Source organism: Sphingomonas molluscorum (assembly GCF_039522995.1).
GTDB lineage: Bacteria > Pseudomonadota > Alphaproteobacteria > Sphingomonadales > Sphingomonadaceae > Sphingomonas > Sphingomonas molluscorum.
Genome location: NZ_BAAAEL010000008.1, coordinates 119,354 through 137,113 on the forward strand (window position 1 = coordinate 119,354; position 17,760 = coordinate 137,113).

General features: G+C 69.2%; 17 protein-coding genes. 3 read left to right on the forward strand and 14 right to left on the reverse strand.

The annotated features are described in order from the left end of the window. Positions 1–4 precede the first annotated feature (4 nt). The 10 genes from ABDZ92_RS09875 to glmU all read right to left on the reverse strand — a co-directional run bounded on the left by ABDZ92_RS09875 (position 5) and on the right by glmU (position 13,065). Positions 5–1,159 (reverse strand): SGNH/GDSL hydrolase family protein, encoded by a 1,155-nt coding sequence (locus tag ABDZ92_RS09875; protein ID WP_125960563.1) that lies wholly within the window; start codon positions 1,157–1,159, stop codon positions 5–7. Beyond that, positions 1,156–1,590 (reverse strand): hypothetical protein, encoded by a 435-nt coding sequence (locus tag ABDZ92_RS09880; protein ID WP_125960564.1) that lies wholly within the window; start codon positions 1,588–1,590, stop codon positions 1,156–1,158. The genes ABDZ92_RS09875 and ABDZ92_RS09880 overlap by 4 nt, the downstream gene beginning before the upstream one ends. 85 nt (positions 1,591–1,675) lie before the next feature. After that, positions 1,676–2,248: an LbetaH domain-containing protein gene (locus tag ABDZ92_RS09885; RefSeq protein WP_125960565.1), complete on the reverse strand. Its 573-nt coding sequence runs from the start codon at positions 2,246–2,248 to the stop codon at positions 1,676–1,678. Between the two features lie 93 nt (positions 2,249–2,341). Continuing rightward, positions 2,342–3,634, reverse strand: coding sequence for an Hsp70 family protein (locus ABDZ92_RS09890; protein ID WP_125960566.1), 1,293 nt, complete (start codon positions 3,632–3,634; stop codon positions 2,342–2,344). Between the two features lie 82 nt (positions 3,635–3,716). Continuing rightward, positions 3,717–3,911: a YbdD/YjiX family protein gene (locus ABDZ92_RS09895; RefSeq protein ID WP_125960567.1), complete on the reverse strand. Its 195-nt coding sequence runs from the start codon at positions 3,909–3,911 to the stop codon at positions 3,717–3,719. Continuing rightward, positions 3,908–5,962: a carbon starvation CstA family protein gene (locus tag ABDZ92_RS09900; RefSeq protein WP_241211821.1), complete on the reverse strand. Its 2,055-nt coding sequence runs from the start codon at positions 5,960–5,962 to the stop codon at positions 3,908–3,910. The genes ABDZ92_RS09895 and ABDZ92_RS09900 overlap by 4 nt, the downstream gene beginning before the upstream one ends. Before the next feature lie 132 nt (positions 5,963–6,094). After that, positions 6,095–7,876, reverse strand: a complete 1,782-nt coding sequence (locus ABDZ92_RS09905; RefSeq protein ID WP_164521244.1) for a sensor histidine kinase — start codon at positions 7,874–7,876, stop codon at positions 6,095–6,097. Then, positions 7,876–9,741: a putative bifunctional diguanylate cyclase/phosphodiesterase gene (locus ABDZ92_RS09910; protein WP_125960570.1), complete on the reverse strand. Its 1,866-nt coding sequence runs from the start codon at positions 9,739–9,741 to the stop codon at positions 7,876–7,878. Before ABDZ92_RS09910 ends, ABDZ92_RS09905 begins: the two co-directional genes overlap by 1 nt. 140 nt (positions 9,742–9,881) lie before the next feature. After that, positions 9,882–11,705, reverse strand: a complete 1,824-nt coding sequence (glmS, locus tag ABDZ92_RS09915; protein WP_125960571.1) for a glutamine--fructose-6-phosphate transaminase (isomerizing) — start codon at positions 11,703–11,705, stop codon at positions 9,882–9,884. A gap of 1 nt (position 11,706) precedes the next feature. Beyond that, positions 11,707–13,065, reverse strand: a complete 1,359-nt coding sequence (gene glmU, locus ABDZ92_RS09920; RefSeq protein WP_125960572.1) for a bifunctional UDP-N-acetylglucosamine diphosphorylase/glucosamine-1-phosphate N-acetyltransferase GlmU — start codon at positions 13,063–13,065, stop codon at positions 11,707–11,709. 75 nt (positions 13,066–13,140) lie between these two features. Here glmU and ABDZ92_RS09925 point away from each other — a divergent pair, with 75 nt between their 5' ends. Genes ABDZ92_RS09925 through ABDZ92_RS09935 form a run of 3 tightly spaced genes read left to right on the forward strand, consistent with a single transcriptional unit; the run spans position 13,141 to position 15,105 of the window. Continuing rightward, on the forward strand, positions 13,141–13,824 hold the full coding sequence (locus ABDZ92_RS09925; RefSeq protein ID WP_125960573.1) for an HAD-IA family hydrolase: 684 nt from the start codon (positions 13,141–13,143) through the stop codon (positions 13,822–13,824). A 7-nt stretch (positions 13,825–13,831) separates the two neighbouring features. Further along, entirely contained in the window at positions 13,832–14,623 is a 792-nt protein-coding gene (locus ABDZ92_RS09930; protein ID WP_125960574.1) for an SDR family NAD(P)-dependent oxidoreductase, read from the forward strand. 8 nt (positions 14,624–14,631) lie between these two features. Continuing rightward, a complete protein-coding gene (locus ABDZ92_RS09935; RefSeq protein ID WP_125960575.1) occupies positions 14,632–15,105 on the forward strand; it encodes an OsmC family protein in 474 nt (157 codons plus the stop codon). Between the two features lie 3 nt (positions 15,106–15,108). Here ABDZ92_RS09935 and ABDZ92_RS09940 read toward each other — a convergent pair whose 3' ends face one another. The 4 genes from ABDZ92_RS09940 to ABDZ92_RS09955 are packed head-to-tail and all read right to left on the reverse strand — an operon-like array spanning position 15,109 to position 17,649. Then, a complete protein-coding gene (locus ABDZ92_RS09940; protein ID WP_125960576.1) occupies positions 15,109–16,113 on the reverse strand; it encodes a nucleotidyltransferase domain-containing protein in 1,005 nt (334 codons plus the stop codon). Beyond that, the gene (locus ABDZ92_RS09945; protein ID WP_125960577.1) at positions 16,110–16,973 is read right to left on the reverse strand and encodes an HprK-related kinase A; all 864 of its coding nucleotides are present in this window, start codon (positions 16,971–16,973) and stop codon (positions 16,110–16,112) included. Before ABDZ92_RS09945 ends, ABDZ92_RS09940 begins: the two co-directional genes overlap by 4 nt. Continuing rightward, the gene (locus ABDZ92_RS09950) at positions 16,970–17,263 is read right to left on the reverse strand and encodes an HPr-rel-A system PqqD family peptide chaperone (protein ID WP_125960578.1); all 294 of its coding nucleotides are present in this window, start codon (positions 17,261–17,263) and stop codon (positions 16,970–16,972) included. Before ABDZ92_RS09950 ends, ABDZ92_RS09945 begins: the two co-directional genes overlap by 4 nt. Positions 17,264–17,286: 23 nt before the next feature. After that, complete coding sequence (locus ABDZ92_RS09955; RefSeq protein ID WP_125960638.1) at positions 17,287–17,649, reverse strand: hypothetical protein; 363 nt, start codon at positions 17,647–17,649, stop codon at positions 17,287–17,289. Positions 17,650–17,760 lie beyond the last annotated feature (111 nt).

Here is a 17,760-nt window from a genome sequence, read left to right on the forward strand (position 1 = left end):
CTGGCTATGCCAGCGCCTCGGTGATCGCCTGTCCGATGCGGCGCCCGAGGTAGAGGTGGCCGGCTGCGGTCGGGTGGACGTTGTCCGGCGCGGTGTAGATGCCGCGATTGCCGACGCCGACGAAGTTGTCGATATCCACGTACGCCGCTCGGTTGGCAGCCGCTGCTTCGATCAGCGCCGCCTTGACCCGCCCTAGCGCCATCGTCGGCCCAAGTGGTGTCCACGGCCCGAGCGTCACGACGCGGGCAGCCGGCCATGCCGACCGCATCGCTGCTAAGCATGCATCATAGCGCGCGCGCAGGCTGACCAGAGAGGACGCATCCGCGGCGAAGTCGTTGTAGCCCATCGCCGCCACCAGCAGATCGGGTGCCCGAGTAAGGGCGGCGATGCCCTTCGCCACCCGCAAGGCCGGGACATTCGCGCCCCCGCTGTTCCACCCAGCGCCGCCCACACCATCGCTCCACGGATCCATCTGAAGCTGAGCGGCGGCAGCGGCCGCCCAAGCCCGCGCGACCGAGGGTGCGCCGGTGCCCTGGCTGTAGCTGTCGCCGAGAATGGCGATGAGCCCCCGTCGCGCCGAGTCGCCAGGGAACCAGGCGCTGCCGGCAGCATCGAGATACAGGCCACCGAACAGGAGGTTGATCCCGGCCAGCCGATAGTGCCGCGGGCGGCGGGGATCGCCGGTGGCATTCCAGTCGAGCTTCACCAGCCGCCGATCTCCGGTAGCGGGCGTGGCAAAGGCGCCCTCCTGGATGAGCTGCCCGTCGACGAAGAGATCGAACAGCGCATTGTGCTTCAACACGAGCAGTTCGACTTGCGCAGCGTCGCTCATCCACTCCCACTGGATCGGGCGGGTGAAGCCGGTGCCCCCTGCTCCGTCCGAGGCGCCGTAGGTGGAAGGATCGGCCGCTACCGCCACGATCGGGGTGCCGGTCACACGGAAGCAGGCGTCGGTCGCAGTCACCCGGACGGCGGCGGAGATGGTGGTTGCGGCAGCGTCCGTCACGGTGATGAGCGGCGGACTTCCTGCCACGGTGAAGCAGGGGAGCGGGCCAATGGGCATAGCCGCAGCCGCCTGCATCGCGGTTTCGCGCGCGCTGAGTCGGGCGACGGCATACGCGCGCGCACCGATCCCGCGCGCCAGCAGGTCCGCGCTCATTGCGCCACCCGGTAGGTGACCGCGCCGCTGAGCAGCGAGAATTCGACATAATAGCTCGTGCCGGAGACGCTCTCCTCCGCGACCGGCTCATTGGCGTTGGTCGTGAAGACGGCCCACGGTTCGCCGGCAAGCGTCAGCGGATCGAGCGTGGTGCCGCCGTCGACAGATCGCAGCACCCGCACCGTACCGGACCAGCTTCCCGACAGGGTGAGGTGGATGGGCCGATCGAGTTCCGGCACGAACGGCCCGACCCGGCCGGACGCGGATGCGGTCCCGGCCAGCGGGATGGCGGCAGCCGGGGCGCGGGCCAGCCGTACCGGCATCGGATTGGCGGCGTCCACGAACACGGCGTCCGCTCCCGGCTGGCCGAAGGAAAGTCCGACGGCGGGAACGAACGGCGCGGGTACGTCGATGGGGATGGAAGAAGACATGCGGAGCCTCCCGGGATGAATGTCCGCGGCAGGTGTGATCCGGAAGCCGCCATGTAGGAAAGTGAAAACGTACCCTTCTGGTTCGTTACGGCAACCTCGGTCGTGGCTTCAGAGCGTGAGCCGGGTTGCCCGAGAAGAAGGTCCAAGGCGCGAGATCGCGCATCGCCACGCCTCGCGCGCCGAGCACCGCCCCCTCCCCCATCTCCACACCCGGGCCGACGAAGGCCTCGGCTGCGACCCAGGCGTGATCGCCGATCCGGATCGGTCGCAGGCGGAGCGGGAACACGGGATCGACCACGTCATGCGTGCTGGCGCAGAGGCTGGCATCCTGTGAGACGACCGCCGACCGCCCGATGGTGATGCGTCCCTGGTTGTAGCAGCGCACCCGCGGGCCGAGCATCGATCCGTCACCGATTACGAGATTTGCAGGGTGCCAGATCCGGACCGAGCCATAGATGCGCGCACCGCGGCCGATCTCCGCGCCCCAGAGGCGCAACAACATGCAACGCCAGCGATGGAGCGGCGGCGGCGTCCATCGGGCAAGCAACAGCCAGCAGAGTCCCCACCCCACCCGCGACAGCCGATTGCCGAGCGAGAAGCTCGGCCGGTGCCGCTCGGCCGGCTCCAGCGGCTGCGAAGTGCCGGTCCCTCGATCCATCGCCCATTCCCCCGACGCGGACCGCAGCACCCGCCACGGCCGCCCCAGGGGGAGCATAACTACTCCGCCCGCATCTTCTACAGCGATGACGCCTCAGACTGCCCAGGCAGCGACATCCTCCTGCTCGCCGATCAATGCCAGGCCGTGCGCGATGGAGGTCAGTTCGCCGCCACTGGCGATCTTCTCCTCGCCGAACCGCTCGGTGAAGAGCCGCCGGATGCGGGGCGTGAGCGAGGTGCCGCCGGTCAGGAACACACGGTCGATCGCCGTCGGCGGCACGGCGGCCGCTGCCAGGGCAGCGTCGACGGCCGCCTCGATGCGGGCGACGTCGGGCGCGATCCACGCCTCGAACTGCGCGCGCGTGACCTCTGCCTCGATCGACAGCCCGCCGCCGGCGAACCGGAAGCTGGCACTCTCGGCTGCAGAGAGGTCGCGCTTCACGCGGCCGACCGCGTCATAAAGGCGAAAGCCCTGCTCCTCCTCGATCACCGCGATCATGCGCCCGACCGCGTCCGGATCGAGCGCGCTGCGGCGCAGCTTGTCGAGTTCGGCGAGCGTCCGGCGGTTGCGCATCAGCGCGAGCCGCGACCAATCGGCGAAGTCGGTGAAATAGCCGCGCGGGATCTCCAGCACCTTGTCGAACGAGCGATAGCTGCTGCCCTTGCCCAAGAGCGGCAGGACGAGATGGTCGAGAATGCGATAGTCGAAGCGATCGCCGGCGATGCCGACACCGGCATGGCCGAGCGGCTCGCACCGGCGCTCGGCGCCCGGTGCCGCGATGCGGACAACCGAGAAGTCGCTGGTGCCGCCGCCGAAATCGGCGACCAGGATGGTGGCCGGATCCTCGATGCGCGCCGCGTAGCTGAACGCCGCGCCGACCGGTTCGTAGACATAGTGGATCTCCGCCCCCAGCGCGGCGAACATCGCGTCATAGCGGGTGCGCGCCAGGGCTTCGTCGGGCCTATGGCCAGCATATTCCACCGGCCTGCCCACGATGACCCGACCGATGCCGCCAAACGCGCCGCCGGCCCGGGCGGCGAGCTTGTCGAGGAACAGGCGGCCCAGGTCCTCGAAGCGGTAGCGCCGATCGAAGACGGTCGCCTGTTCGAAGGCGCTGCTCGCCGCGACCGACTTGAACGATTGGAGGAAACGGCTGCCCTCCGGATATTCTAGATACTCGGCGATTGCCCAAGGGCCAGCCTCGGACGCGACGCCGCCGGGCACCGCGTCGTCCTGCCAGAAGCAGAGCGCGGATCGGAACACCGCATCCGGGCCATCGGGTGCGTCCAGCAGGACGAGGTCGGCCGCGCCGCCGCGCGCCAACGCCGCAACGGAGTTGGTGGTGCCGAAATCTAGGCCGAGGGCTGTGGGGCGTGCGTGCGACATGGGCGTGCGGCCCTACACGCTTGGCTGGCCGGCTCAAGCCGTTTGACGGTTCCCGGGGCGCACGAAGGGCCGAACGCGCCGGTCAGCAGCAGCGACCGCCGTTGTTGCCGCCATAGCGGGCCTGCTGCCGATCGCGGAAGAACTCCGCCTCGCTCATGGTCGGCCTCTCGGGGTGATGCTGCTCCATGTGCAGGCGATAGGCAGCATAGGAGGGCATACCGACCATCAGGTGGGCCGTTTCCCGCACGCGTGCGACAAGGGCCGCGAGCCGGCTCATTGCGCCGCCTCCACCCGCGCTAGCGTCGGCGGGATCTCGGTCACGCTCGGCCGGGGGATCCGGCGGGCCTGAAGGCAAGTGCGGATGCCGTAGAAGACGATCGAGAAGACCACCGCGAGGAAGATCGCGCAGAGCCCTGCATCGATGCGATCGTTGAACACGATGCGGCGCATCTCCGTGAGGTCCTTGGCAGGCGCCAGCACCTTGCCGCTGGTGAGCGCCTCCCCGTACCGCGCCGCGTGTGCCAGGAACCCGACCTTCGGATCGGCCGAGAAGAGCTTCAACAAGCCCGCGCTGCCCGTGCAGACCAGCAGCCACGCGGCCGGCACCATCGTCACCCAGGCGAAGCGCTGCTGCTTCATGCGGAACAGCACGACCGTCGCCAACACCAGCGCCACGGCGGCAAGCATCTGGTTGGAAATGCCGAACAGCGGCCACAGCGTGTTCACGCCCCCCAGCGGATCGGTGACGCCCTGGTAGAGGAAGAAGCCCCAGGCGGCGACGCACAGCGCGGTCGCGATCACGCCCGGCACGATCGCCGACGCCTCCCGGAAGCGCGGCACGACGAGGCCGATCAGGTCCTGGAGCATGAAGCGGCCCGCGCGCGTGCCCGCGTCGACCGCGGTCAGGATGAACAGCGCCTCGAACAGGATGGCGAAGTGGTACCAGAAGGCCATCATCGCCTTGCCGCCCACGACATGGCTGAAGATGTGCGCCATCGCGACCGCCAGCGTGGGCGCCCCGCCAGAGCGCGAGACGATCGTGGTCTCGCCGACGTCGCTGGCGGTCTGGGCGAGCGTCTCGGCCGTGACCGGGAAGCCCATCGCCGTCACGGCCGTCGCCGCGGAATGGACGTCGGTGCCCAGCACCGCCGCCGGGCTGTTCATCGCGAAGTAGACGCCCGGATCGAGGATCGAGGCACCGACGAGCGCCATGATCGCGACGAAGCTCTCCATCAGCATCGCGCCATAGCCGATGAAGGGCGCGTCGCCCTCGCTGGCGATCAGCTTGGGCGTGGTACCGCTCGCGATCAGCGCGTGGAAGCCGGAGACCGCCCCGCATGCGATGGTGATGAACAGGAACGGGAACAGCGCGCCCGACCAGACCGGGCCGCTGCCGTCGATGAACTGGGTCACCGCCGGCATGCGCAGCGGCGGCGCCATGATCGCGATGCCGATCGCCAGCGCGGCGATCGCGCCGATCTTGAGGAAGGTGGAGAGATAATCGCGGGGCGCCAGCAGCAGCCACACCGGCAGCACGGAGGCTACCGCGCCATAGCCGATCAGGATCCAGCACAGCTCGACCGCCGAGAAGGTGAACAGCGGCCCGAAGGTGGGCGACGCCGCCACCTGCCCGCCATAGACGATCGCGAGGATCAGGCCGACGAAGCCGAGGATCGAGACCTCGCCGATCTTTCCCGGGCGCAGCCAGCGCGTGTAGATGCCCATCAGGATCGCGAGCGGCACCGTGGCCGCCACGGTGAACATGCCCCAAGGGCTGTCGGCGAGCGCGCGCACCACGATGAGCGCCAGCACCGCTAGGATGATCACCATGATCATGAAGGCGCCGAACAGCGCGATGGTGCCGGGTATCGGGCCCATTTCGATGCGGATCAGCTCGCCCAGCGACTTGCCGTCGCGCCGCATCGAGATGAACAGCACCATGAAGTCCTGGACCGCGCCTGCGAGCACGACGCCTGCCAGGATCCACAGGGTGCCGGGGAGATAGCCCATCTGCGCCGCGAGCACTGGACCCACCAGCGGCCCCGCCCCGGCGATCGCCGCAAAATGGTGGCCGAACAGCACGTTGCGATCGGTAGCGACATAGTCGAGCCCGTCCGCGCGCCGGACCGCAGGCGTCGCGCGCGCGGGATCGAGCCTCATCACATGGCGGGCGATGTAGAGCGCGTAGAAGCGATAGGCGATCAGGTAGATCGCGACCGCAGCGACGACGATCCATAGCGCGTTGACCGCCTCACCGCGGGAAAAGGCGACCACGCCGAGCGCGGCCGCCGCCAACAGCGCAAGCGCCGCCCAGCCTGGTTTGGAAATCGCCGTCACCGTGCATCCTCTCTTCGATGCGCCCGCCGCCTCGGCGGCGCGCGACCGCATCGCGCGGATGCGGCATTCCGTCTCGTGGGCCCCCTACCAAAGTCTGGAACGAGGCGACAGGCGCCCCGCTCTTCAGGCGGCGATTTCCGGCGCTTGGGCCGGCGCCTGCGCCCGCTGGAGCGTCAGCACCGCGCGCGCTCCCTTCCCCCAGCCCTCGCTCTCCAGCCGAAGCGCACCGCCCATCGCCATCATCGACGTCGCGCACCAGTGCAGCCCGAGCCCGCCGGACCGGTTCTTGCGGGTCGAGAAGCCGCGCTGGAACAACGCCGGTGCATCCCCGGGGTCGAAGCCCTCGCCATTGTCGCGGATCACCACCTCCACGCGCCCCTCTCGTTCGGTGATGGAGACGCGGATGCTGGCGCCGGGCGTTCCTGCGGCTGCGATCGACTCCGCCGCATTGGAGAAGAGGTTTCCGATGACCTGGCTCAGGATTACGCGGTTCGCGCGCACCAGGCAGGACTTGGAGGGAAACACGGTGGCGATGGACAACTCGCGCGAATAGCGCGCGATCGCGCCGTTGCGGGCGATCAACTGGGTGACGTCGCAGACCTCCAGCGGGAGCCGATCCTGATCCCGTTGGGAGCGGCTGCCGATGATCTCCAGCACGTTCTGCAGCGCGTCGCGCCCCATTTCGAGCTGGGAGAGCCGCTCCGCGCGCGCGCTCCGCTCGGCGTCGAGCGCAGCGCGCAGGAACGCGGCGAGCTTCACCTGGCGCTCGGGGTCAATCCCCGGCTCGCCGAGCTCGTTCAGCGCGCGGTCGATCGTGGCCGGCTCGATGGGCAGCGCGTGGGTGAGCCCCTTCGACAGGATGGTGCTGATCGGGTTCAGCGCGTTGCGGACATTGTGCATCGCGGCCTCCGCACTTTCGGTCCGGCCGAGGCGGAAGGACTGCACTTCCAGCTGCTCGCGGAGGCTGGCAAGTTGGCCGAGCATCGCATTGAAGCTGGCCACGAGCGAGCCGATTTCATCCCGGGTGACCGGATCCGGGAGCGCCGCCATCGAGCCGGAGTCGCCGATCTGGTGCATGTGCCGCTCGACCGAATGCAGCCGTTGCAGCACCAGCCGGTGGAAGATGCGCCGCAGCATGATCAGGAGCAGGAGCATCAGCGCGGTGACACCCGCTGCGGCGTACATCAGCAGCTTGCTGCCGAGCCCCCAGAGGTTCCGATCGATGGAGAAGGCAACGCCCGCGACGGGGCGGCCGTCCCAGCCGGGGACCGGCACGCGAAGGTCGAGACCGTCGCGGTACCGGTCCACCCGCGGAGTGGCGGCACCCATCGGCACGAGCCGGACCGCTCGATGGAGGCGCTGCTGGATCTGGGCGCGATGGACGGGCTCGGCAACCGCGACATAGGTGGGGACGGCAGCTTCGGGCGCGAGCACGCGCGCGACGCCGACGGCACTCAGCGTGCCGCCGTTCCAGACGAAAAAGCTGCCCGCGTCCCCCCCGGACAGTGCTGTAATCAGATCGATGCCGCGCAAGGCCTCGGCCGTACGCTGGGCGTCGAGGGGATCATCCGGCACGAGCAGCCGGGCACGCCGGCTTTCCTCCACCAGCCGCACTGCCAGTTTCTGGGCGCCACCGGTCTCACCGACCGTGCGCGCAGCCGCCTCGACCTGCAGGCGCAGCGTGTCGAGCACGGCGGCGGCGCGCTCCGTCTCGCGCTGGATCGCCTGATCCTCCAACTGGCGAAAGCCGGGGGTGAGCACCAGCGTCAGCATCAGGGCGATGCCGAGCGTCCCCGCAACACCGATGCCGGTGAGGATCCACACGAGCTTGCCGGACAGGGACGTCGGGCCCGCCCTACGCAGGTGGCGGCGCCAGCCCTGACGCGCGCGCCGGCGCCGCGGCATCAGCCGGTAGTGCCGGTACCCGGCACCTGCGCATCGGGTGCGCAGGGGGTCTGCGGTTCGAGTACACTGCCGCCATGGGCAAGCCGCACGGCATCATCGGCGACCAGCGGCGGAGAGAGGTAATAGCCCTGAACCTGAGAACAGCCTGCCAGGCGCAGCGCCTGGAGCTGCGTCTCGTTCTCGACGCCCTCCGCCACGACCTCCAGGCCCAGCGCACGGCCCAGGTGGATGATCGAGTGCACGATCGCGGCGGACTCGCGCTCCCGTCCCATGCCGTCCACGAAGCTGCTGTCGATCTTCAGCGTATCGAGCGCGAAGGTGCGGATGTTGTACAGGCTGGAATAACCGGTGCCGAAGTCGTCGATCGCGACGCGGAAGCCCATCTGCCGCAACCGGTAGAGGGTGTCGGCGGCACGTTCGGCGTTTTCGGCAAGTGCCGTCTCGGTGATCTCGATCTGCAACTGGTTCGGGGAAACGCCGGCCCGCTGGACCTGCGCCACCAGTTGCGCAACGAAGTTCTGCCGGCGGAACTGGCGCGGGGAGAAGTTCACCGAAACGAACTGTCCGGGCCAGCGCTTCGCCGCCTCCAGCGCCTCCTCCACGACCCAGTCGCCGAGGTCGTGGATCAGGCCGCTCTCCTCGGCCACCGGGATGAACATACCCGGAGAAATCATGCCATGTTCGGGGCTACACCAGCGGAGCAACGCCTCGAACGCGACCACTTCCAATCCGCCGCGCGCAAAGATCGGCTGGTAGACGAGCGACAATTCGCCGTTAGCCATCGCTTGGCCGAGCCCGGTCTCGATCTGGCGGCGGAAGCGGACCGACTCGTCCATGCTCTCATCGAACACCCGGACCAGGTTCCGCCCTGCGCGCTTCGCCTCGTTCAGCGCCAGGTCTGCACGGCGCATGATGTCGACCGAGTCGCGCTCATGATCCGCGTCGGCCACCACGAGGCCGATCGAAGCGGTGTTCTGCACCGACTGGCCGAAGATGCTGAGCGTCCCCGAGCAGGCGCGCAGCAGCCGCTCGCAGCGCATCACCGCCTCGTCCTCGCCGGACACGGACATCATCAACCCGAACTCGTCGCCCGCGAGCCGGGCAACCAAGCCCTCCTCGCCGATCTGCTCGGAAAGGAAGTTGCAGACGGTGCGGATCACTTCATCGCCGGCGAAATGGCCGAAGGTGTCGTTGATCGTCTTGAACCGGTCGATGTCGAGCATCGCCACGGCGAAGCAACCCGGCACATGCACGCGTTCGCTGAGCGCGCGCAGGAAGGCGAGCCGGTTGGGCGCTTCGGTCAGGGGATCGTGGCTGGCGATATGGGCCGCCTTGCTCTCGTTCGCGGCGAGTTCCCGTGCCTGTTCCTCGAGTTGCGCGACCTTTTCCGCCAAGGCCGCGCGGGTAGCCGCGAGCTCGCGGTCCAGTTGCCAGCGGTGCGCAAGCGCGGTTGCGGTCTGCACCACCTCGACCGCCTCGAACGGCTTGGCGATGTAGAAGATCTTGTCCGCCGGGCCGGCGGCGCGGAAAATCTCGGCCGGCGCGAAGTCCGAGAAGCCGGTGACGATCACCAGGTTCACGTCCGGATCGATGGCGCGGATTCGCTGCGCAGTTTCCTTGCCGTCGATGCCGGGCGGCATGCGGACGTCGATGAACGCCACGGCGAACGGCCGGCCGGCGTGAACGGCTTCTTCGACCGCAGCGACTGCCTCCAGGCCCTGGGAAACATGCACGAGTTCCAGTTCCGCAGCTGGCTCTAGAGGCACAGCCCCGGCGTCACCTTCCTCGAAGAGCGCGGCGGCCATGGCCGACAGAGAGCGCTCGCCCTCCGGCCTGCGGAACGCATGCCGGTAGGATTCGTGCATCGCCGGTTCGTCGTCTACAATCAGTACCCGCACCGCGGCCCGACTCCCTCACCAAATGGACGGAAGCTTAACGGGCGGCGCGTTACAGCGAGGTAAACGTCGCGCCGGATTGGTTTTTTTCTGCGGCGGCCGCCTCAAAGCTATTCGACGGTGACGGACTTGGCGAGGTTGCGCGGCTGGTCGACGTCCGTCCCCCTCGCGACTGCGACGTGATAGGCGAGCAGCTGGACGGGCACCGAGTAGACGAGCGGTGCGATCAGCGGATGGACCTTCGGCATCTCGATGGTCGCGACCGCATCCTCGCCGGCCAGCGCCAGACCGTCCGCGTCCGAGATCAGCACCACTTGGGCACCGCGGGCCTGGGCCTCCTGCATGTTGGACACCGTCTTCTCGAACAGCGGTCCCGACGGCGCGAGCACGATCAGCGGCACATGCTCGTCGATCAGCGCGATCGGGCCATGCTTCATCTCGCCGGAGGCATAGCCTTCGGCGTGGATGTAGCTGATTTCCTTGAGCTTGAGCGCGCCTTCCAGGGCGAGCGGATAATCCGGCCCGCGACCGAGGTAGAGGACGTCGCGTGCTCCCGCGATGGTGCCTGCCATCCGCTGGATCTCGGAGTCGTGGCCGAGCGCGGCATTAATCGCCGCGGGCGCCTCGACCAGATGGCGGACGATCTCCCGCTCTTCCTCCGGCGTCAGCTTGCCCTTGGCACAGGCGAGGTTGACCGCGAGCGCCGCCATCACCGAGAGCTGGCAGGTAAATGCCTTGGTGGAGGCGACGCCGATCTCTGGCCCGGCGTGGGTCGACAGCAGCAGGTCGACCTCGCGCGCCATGGAACTCGTCGGCACGTTGATGATGCCCGCGGTGGTGACGCCGTTCGCCTTCATGTGGCGCAGCGCCGCCAGCGTGTCTGCGGTCTCGCCGGACTGGGAGACGACTACGCCCAGCGTGTTCGGCAGCAAGACCGGATCGCGGTAGCGAAATTCGGACGCCACATCGACCTCGACGGGCAGGCGCGCGAACTTCTCGATCCAGTATTTGCCGATCATGCCGACGTAGGAGGCGGTGCCGCAGGCGACGATCGCGACCCGCTCGACGCTGGACAGGTCAAAGTCCATGTCCGGCAGCGCGACCTTTTCCTCGACCGGGCGGAGGTACGACCGCAGCGTCTGGGCGACGACCACCGGCTGCTCGTAGATTTCCTTGAGCATGAAGTGGCGATGGTTGCCCTTGTCGATCAGCGCGCCGGTGACGCCGCTGATCGTGATCGGCCGCTCCACCGGGTTGTTGTCCTTGTCGTAAACCTGCGCGCCCTCGCGGGTCAGGACCACCCAGTCGCCCTCTTCCAGATAGGAGATGCGCTGGGTGAGCGGGGCCAGCGCGAGCGCGTCCGAGCCGAGATAGGTCTCGCCGTCGCCATAACCGACCACCAGCGGCGACCCGAGGCGGGCGCCGATCAGCAGGTCCGGGAACTGCCGGAACAGGATCGCGAGGGCAAAGGCGCCGTGGAGCTGGGGCAGCACCGCCTTGACCGCGTCCTGCGGGCTATCGCCGGCCTCGATCCGCTCGCTCACCAGATGGGCGACGACCTCACTGTCGGTCTGGCTGTGGAACTCGCGCCCGCGGGCGATCAGCGCATCGCGAAGCGGCTTGAAATTTTCGATGATGCCGTTGTGGACCAGCGCCACCTCGTCGGTGGCATGGGGATGCGCATTGGCCGTGGTCGGCGCGCCATGGGTCGCCCAGCGGGTATGGGCGATGCCGGTGGCGCCGGGGAGCGGCGCGTCGCGCACTTCGCGGATCAGGTTGGCGAGCTTGCCCTCGGCGCGACGGCGATCGAGCCCGCCGTCGTGGACGGTGCAGACCCCGGCCGAGTCATAGCCGCGATACTCGAGCCGCCGCAGCCCGTCGACCAGGCTGTCCACGACGTCGCCGCCGCCGATGATACCCACAATTCCGCACATGCTATCGCTTCCCCGCGGCCTTCAGTGCCGCCATCTTTTCTCGGAACCGTGCGGCCCAGCCGGACCGCACCTGCTGGCTTCCCCGCGCCACCGCCAGCGCATCCGGCTCCACGTCGCGGGTGATGACCGACCCCGCCGCTACGATTGCCCCGGCACCGATCGTGACCGGCGCCACCAGCGCGCTGTTGGAGCCGACGAACGCCCCCTCCCCGATCCGCGTGCGGTTCTTGAGAAAGCCGTTGTAGTTGCAGGTGATCGTGCCCGCACCGATGTTCGCGCCCGCGCCGACCTCCGCATCGCCCAGATAGGTCAGGTGATTGGCCTTGGCACCGCGGCCGAGCACCGCATTCTTCATTTCGACAAAGTTGCCGACCTTCGCCTCCGGCTCCAGGACCGCACCGGGCCGCAGCCGCGCATAGGGGCCGATCTCGGCGCCCTCACCGACGGTCGCGCCCTCCAGATGGCTGAACGCTCGGATCGTCACCCCGTCGGCGATGCGGACGCCGGGGCCGAACACGACATTCGGCTCGATCACGACGTCTCGGCCGATCTGCGTGTCGTGCGCGAACCAGACGGTTTCCGGCGCGGCCAGCGTTGCCCCCTCCGCCATCGCGCGCGCACGGCGCGTCGCCTGCCACGCAGCCTCGATCCCGGCGAGCTCGGCGCGACTGTTGACGCCTGCCACCTCTGCCGCATCGGTCTCGATCACGGCCGAGGGACGCCCGTCGGCAGCGGCCAGCATGACGACATCGGGCAGGTAATATTCGCCGGCGGCATTGTCGTTGCCCACGCGCGCGAGCAGCGCGAATAGATCCGACGAGCGCACCGCCATCAGGCCCGAATTGCACAGGGTCTGCGCGCGCTCCTCGGCCGTCGCGTCCTTGAACTCGACCATCTTCACGATGCGGTCGCCCTCGGCGAGGATCCGGCCGTAGGCGCCCGGATCTGCGGGACGGAAGCCGAGCACGACCGTCGCGGGCGCGTCTTCCCCGTGCAGCCGGTCCAGCATCCGCCGCATGGTAGCGGTCGAGACCAGCGGTACGTCGCCGTAGAGGACCATCACGTCGCCATCGAAGCCGTCGAGCGCAGCCTCCGCCTGGGCGACCGCGTGGCCGGTGCCGAGCTGTTGCGCCTGGTGCGCGGTGGCGATGCCGAGCGGAGCGACGGCGGCCTCGACCTGCTGGCGGCCGGCGCCCACTACCACGACGGTGCGATCCGGCGCCAGCGCGGCGACGCTGTCGACGAGGTGCAGCAGCATGGGGCGGCCGGCAACGGGGTGGAGCACCTTGTGCAGGTCGGACTGCATGCGGGTACCCTTGCCGGCGGCAAGGATGATCGCGGCGATGGGTCGAGGGGTCATGAACGTCTCCGAGGCATCTGCGCCCTGCCACGCCGATCTTGCCTTTGCCAGTGCCTTGCCCGCATGAGCCCAGTCATGACGGCTTTCCCTTTCGACATCGTCGGCTTCGACCTAGACGGCACGCTGGTGGACACCAGCGGCGATCTTGCCAATGCGCTCAACCATGCGCTTGCCGACGCCGGCCGCCCCCTGCTGGCGCGCGACGCGGTGCGCACCATGATCGGCGGCGGCGCGCGACATATGTTGATGCAGGGGATGGCGAGCACCGGCGGCTGTTCCGAAATGGAACTCGACCGGCTCTACCGCCTGCTGCTCGACCATTATGAGAGCCATATCGCGGTAGAGAGCGCGCCTTTTCCGGGCGCGATGGAGGCGATCGACGTGCTGGAGGCGCGCGGCGTCAAGGTGGCGGTCGTCACCAACAAGCTGGAGACGCTCGCGGAACAGCTGCTGCGCGAACTCGGCATTCGCGATCGCTTCGCCTGCCTGATCGGGGGCGACACCATGGGCATGGGCTTCGGCAAGCCGCACCGCGCGCCGATCGACGAGATGATCCGGCGCTGCGGCGGCGGGCGCGCCGCGTTCGTCGGGGATTCGATCTACGACACGGGCGCCGCACGCAACGCCGGCATCCCCTCCGTCGCATGCAGCTTCGGCTTCCTGATGCAGCCGGTCGAGGAGCTGGAGGCGGACGCGGTGATCGACGGGTACGACGAATTGCTGCCGGTGCTGGAGCGGCTGGGCACGGTTGCGCGTTGAGCCGCCCATGAGCAATTCCACCCGCCCCGCCGCCCTGGTCACCGGCGCCTCCGCCGGCATCGGCAAGAGCTTCGCCACCCACCTCGCCCGCACCGGCCACGACCTGGTGCTGGTCGCCCGCCGCGCCGATCGGCTGGAGGCGCTCGCGGAGGAACTCTGCAAGGCGCACGACATCGTGGTCGAGGTGCTGCCTGCCGACCTGGAGACGCCGGAAGGCGTCGCCGCAGTCGAAGCACGGCTGGCGGAAGGCGATCCGATCGACCTGTTCGTCAACAACGCCGGCTTCGCCGCGCGGGGCGCGGTCGGGGGCCTCGATGCTGCCGCCCTGGAGTCGATGATCCAGGTGAACGTGCTTGCCTTCGCGCGGCTCGCCAACGCGGCGGCGGCGCGGATGCGGGCGGAGGGCCGCGGCACCATCATCAACGTCGGCTCGGGCACGCTGTTCATGCAGTTCGCCGGCAACGCCGGCTATGGCGCGACCAAGGCGTTCGTCGCCTATTTCACCCGCACCATGCAGCTGGACCTGGCCGACAGCGGTGTCCGGGTGCAGCTGCTGATCCCCGGCGTGATCGCGACCGAGTTCCACGCGGTGGCGGGCAATGCGATCGAGAACTTCCCGCCGGAGCGCGTGATGCAGGCGGACGACCTGGTGGTCGCGTCGCTGCGCGCGCTGGAGATGGAAGAGCCGGTGTGCATCCCCTCCCTGCCCGACATTCGCGACTGGGAAGCCTATATGGCTGCGGAGGCGAAGATCGCTCCCAACAGTTCGCGCGACCGCACCGCCGATCGCTATCACTGAGGCGATAGGTGGCCAGCCGGGAGCATCGCTACGCCGTGGCGGTCGAATGGACCGGCAACACCGGGTCGGGCACCGGGAGCTATGCCGACTATAGCCGGGATCACCTGCTGACCACGCCCGGCAAGCCCGACATCGCGGGATCGTCCGATCCCGATTTCCGCGGCGATCCGGGTCGCTGGAATCCCGAGGAGATGCTGGTCGGCGCGCTCGCCGCGTGTCACCAGCTGTGGTACCTCCACCTCTGCGCAAGCGCGGGCATTCGCGTGCTCGCCTATCGCGATGCGGCGACCGGCGTGATGGCGGAGAATGCCGATGGCTCCGGGCAGTTCGCGCAGGTGACGCTGCGGCCGGAAGTCACCATTGGCGCGGACGCCAATGTCCAGCATGCCCGCGCGCTGCACGAGGAAGCCGCTCGGCTATGCTTCCTCGCGCGTTCGGTCCGGTTCCCGATCAAGCACGAGCCGGTGATCGTCACGGAATGATGGTCAGGGCGTGACCCGATGTCCCTTGCGCCACTTGGTCCACAGGTGGCGGGCGAGCATCCCCGGCGGCATGCGCAGCAGGTGCGAGCGAAGGTAGAAGGCGGTGCGCGTCGCCCTGGCGGTCGGTCGCCCCCACCCGTCGCGCGCGAGCAGGCGGCGAACGTAGAGGCGATCGGTCGCGCTCAGTCGCGCCCCTTCCCCGTACAGCGCCTCCCGCAAGCGCAATGCCCGTTCCAGATGCGTCGCGATCTGGTGCAGCGATGCGCGCGCGCGCAGCCGCGCCAGCGCCTCGGGCGCTTCGAAGGCGTCGAGCAGGCAGTGAATATCCCAGAGGTTCCGAACCCCGCCGGCAAGATCGCCGTCGGCGAACAGGTGCGCGACGGCGTGGCAGACCATGTCTTCGGCCGACAGCACGCTCAGGCCGTTTGCGAGCGGCACGCTGCCTGCCAGCAACGCGTCTGCGTCGGGGGTTCGGCGCGCCGTCAGGGGGAGGATCGTGTGATGCACGTCGATCATCCGGTCGCGCTCGCGGTGGATCAGCGGCGGCAGCTCGTGCATCCAGCGCCGGTAATAGGCGTCATCATAGGCGTCGGGCTTCACCCACTCCCAGCCGGCCACCAGCAGCGCCGCCTCGACCGCAGCGAGCGCGTCGCGGGGCACCAGGATATCGAGGTCGCCGATACTCCGCCCCTGCCCCGCCGAAAGGCCGGCGGCCACATAGGCGGTCCCCTTCAACAGCACGACGGGGATGCCGAGCGGCAGCAGCGCCTGTGCCGCCATCTCCGCCTCCCACAGCGCAAGCGTGCGGCCTTGCTCGGCTGTGGCGCGGGCGTCCGCCAGGATCCGCTCGACGGTAGCCGGCATGGGAAGCCCATGCAGCCGGTGGGCGAGCGTGCCGAGGATCTGTTCCGCGCGCGCCGCGGCGATGAGGCCGGTCCAGCCGGCGGCGTCCAGCTCGCGGGTCGTGGCGGGATCGCGGAGGGCCCGGACCAGCGTGGCGCCGCTCACGCGGCCTCTTCCCACAACCGCTCCACCATGGCCAGGGCAGTCTCGGTGTTCGGATAGTCGATGGCCTGCACGGGCACCGTTGCGACGAGACGGGCGAGCGCGTTGAAGCCCCGCTCTCCGAGCGCGACATAGTTGGTCGACGCCTGGGTCAGCCGCACGAAGGTCTCGGCAGGCGCCACCGGCCGCACGTCGGGCGCATGGCCGAAGCTTGGAAAGAGGATCGCCACCGGTTGTGCGGGCACGTCCATCGCCGCGACCGATGCGGCATCCGGCTTCAGGTGGCGGATGTCGCCCTTGGGGGTGTCCGGCTGGAGCGGGCCGAACCTGCCCGCCGGCAGCGCCTGTTCGACGACACCGATCGCCTGGTTCTTGAGGCTCACCAGCCTCGGGAAGCCGTGCACCAGCCCGGTGGCGGGATCGAGCAGCGCGAACTCGTCGCCCATCAGCCGCCAGCCGCGCGCCATCAGCAGCGCCGCCAGCGTCGACTTGCCCGCGCCCGAGACGCCGGTCATCAGCAGCGCCCGACCGTCGCGCTCGACTGTCGCGGCATGCAGCAGGAGGTAGCGGCGCTGGCCGAGCGCCATCTGCAGGTTCATGCCCATTTCCGCCGCGAGCAGCCCGAGCGGCAGCGGCAAGGGCGCGGCGTCGGGCAGGACATAGTCACCGCCGATCGTGATCGAGGGCCGCACCCACCGCCGCCAGCGGCGCGCGGCGAACAGGCGAACGGAGAAATCGGGTATGCCGTCGTGCGGCTTGGGATGACCGTCGTACAGCGCGGCCAGCGTCTCGATGGGTTCGCGCCAGTCGGCACCGACCCGAAAGCCGACTGGGCCGATCCGCAGCTGGAAGGCGTGCCTCACCCGCGCTGCACCAAGCCGAGGCCGACCAGTTCGGCGACGCGAGCGCCCAAAGCCTCCGCGTCCGGATCGGCAAGGTCGTAGCGCGCCGCCAGCCGGACGAGCAGATCCTCGATCGAGGCGGGTGCTTGGGCCAGGGCGGCCAGGATCTCCGGCACGGGAGACGCGACCAGATGGGTCTGGCCGGAAGCGCGATGATAGATCGCCGTGAGTTCGTCGAGCGGCACGATGCGCAGCACGCCCGCCGGGGGCGCGCGGAACCGCACCGGGCCGTCGCCTGCCTCCGCCTCCATGCGGGTGGACGCCGCGGGGCCGTTCAGCCGCGCGGCATCTGCAGGGAAGCGAAGCAGGTGAACCCGCTCGTTCCCGACTGCAGGCGGCGGATGTAGTTGGTGTAGGCGCGCGACTGGTCGGTCGTGGTGCCCGGCAGGTTGATGCCGTTGTTGAGCGCGCGCTTCACGTCCGCCGCCTTGAACGGCCGGCGGGCGGCCGGATAGGCACCGCGGGTGCCCGGCGGCACCAGGTCGCCGTTGGGTGCGACATAGCTGCCCGCGCGGCCGGGATCGGGCACCGGGATCTCGCACAGCGACACTGACGCGGCGGTGTTCGCCAGCGCCGGGCGGATCGACACCACCGCAGAGGCGCCTGCCGCCCCCAGCAGCAGCGTGCGTCGGCCCATGCCGGAGCGGGCGCCATGGCCCTCGGGTGTCTGCTCGTCGCTCACGAGGGCCTGTGTGTTGGAAGCGAGGCGAATGCGCAATCCCCAAGCACGGGGTCGCCTCGGGATACG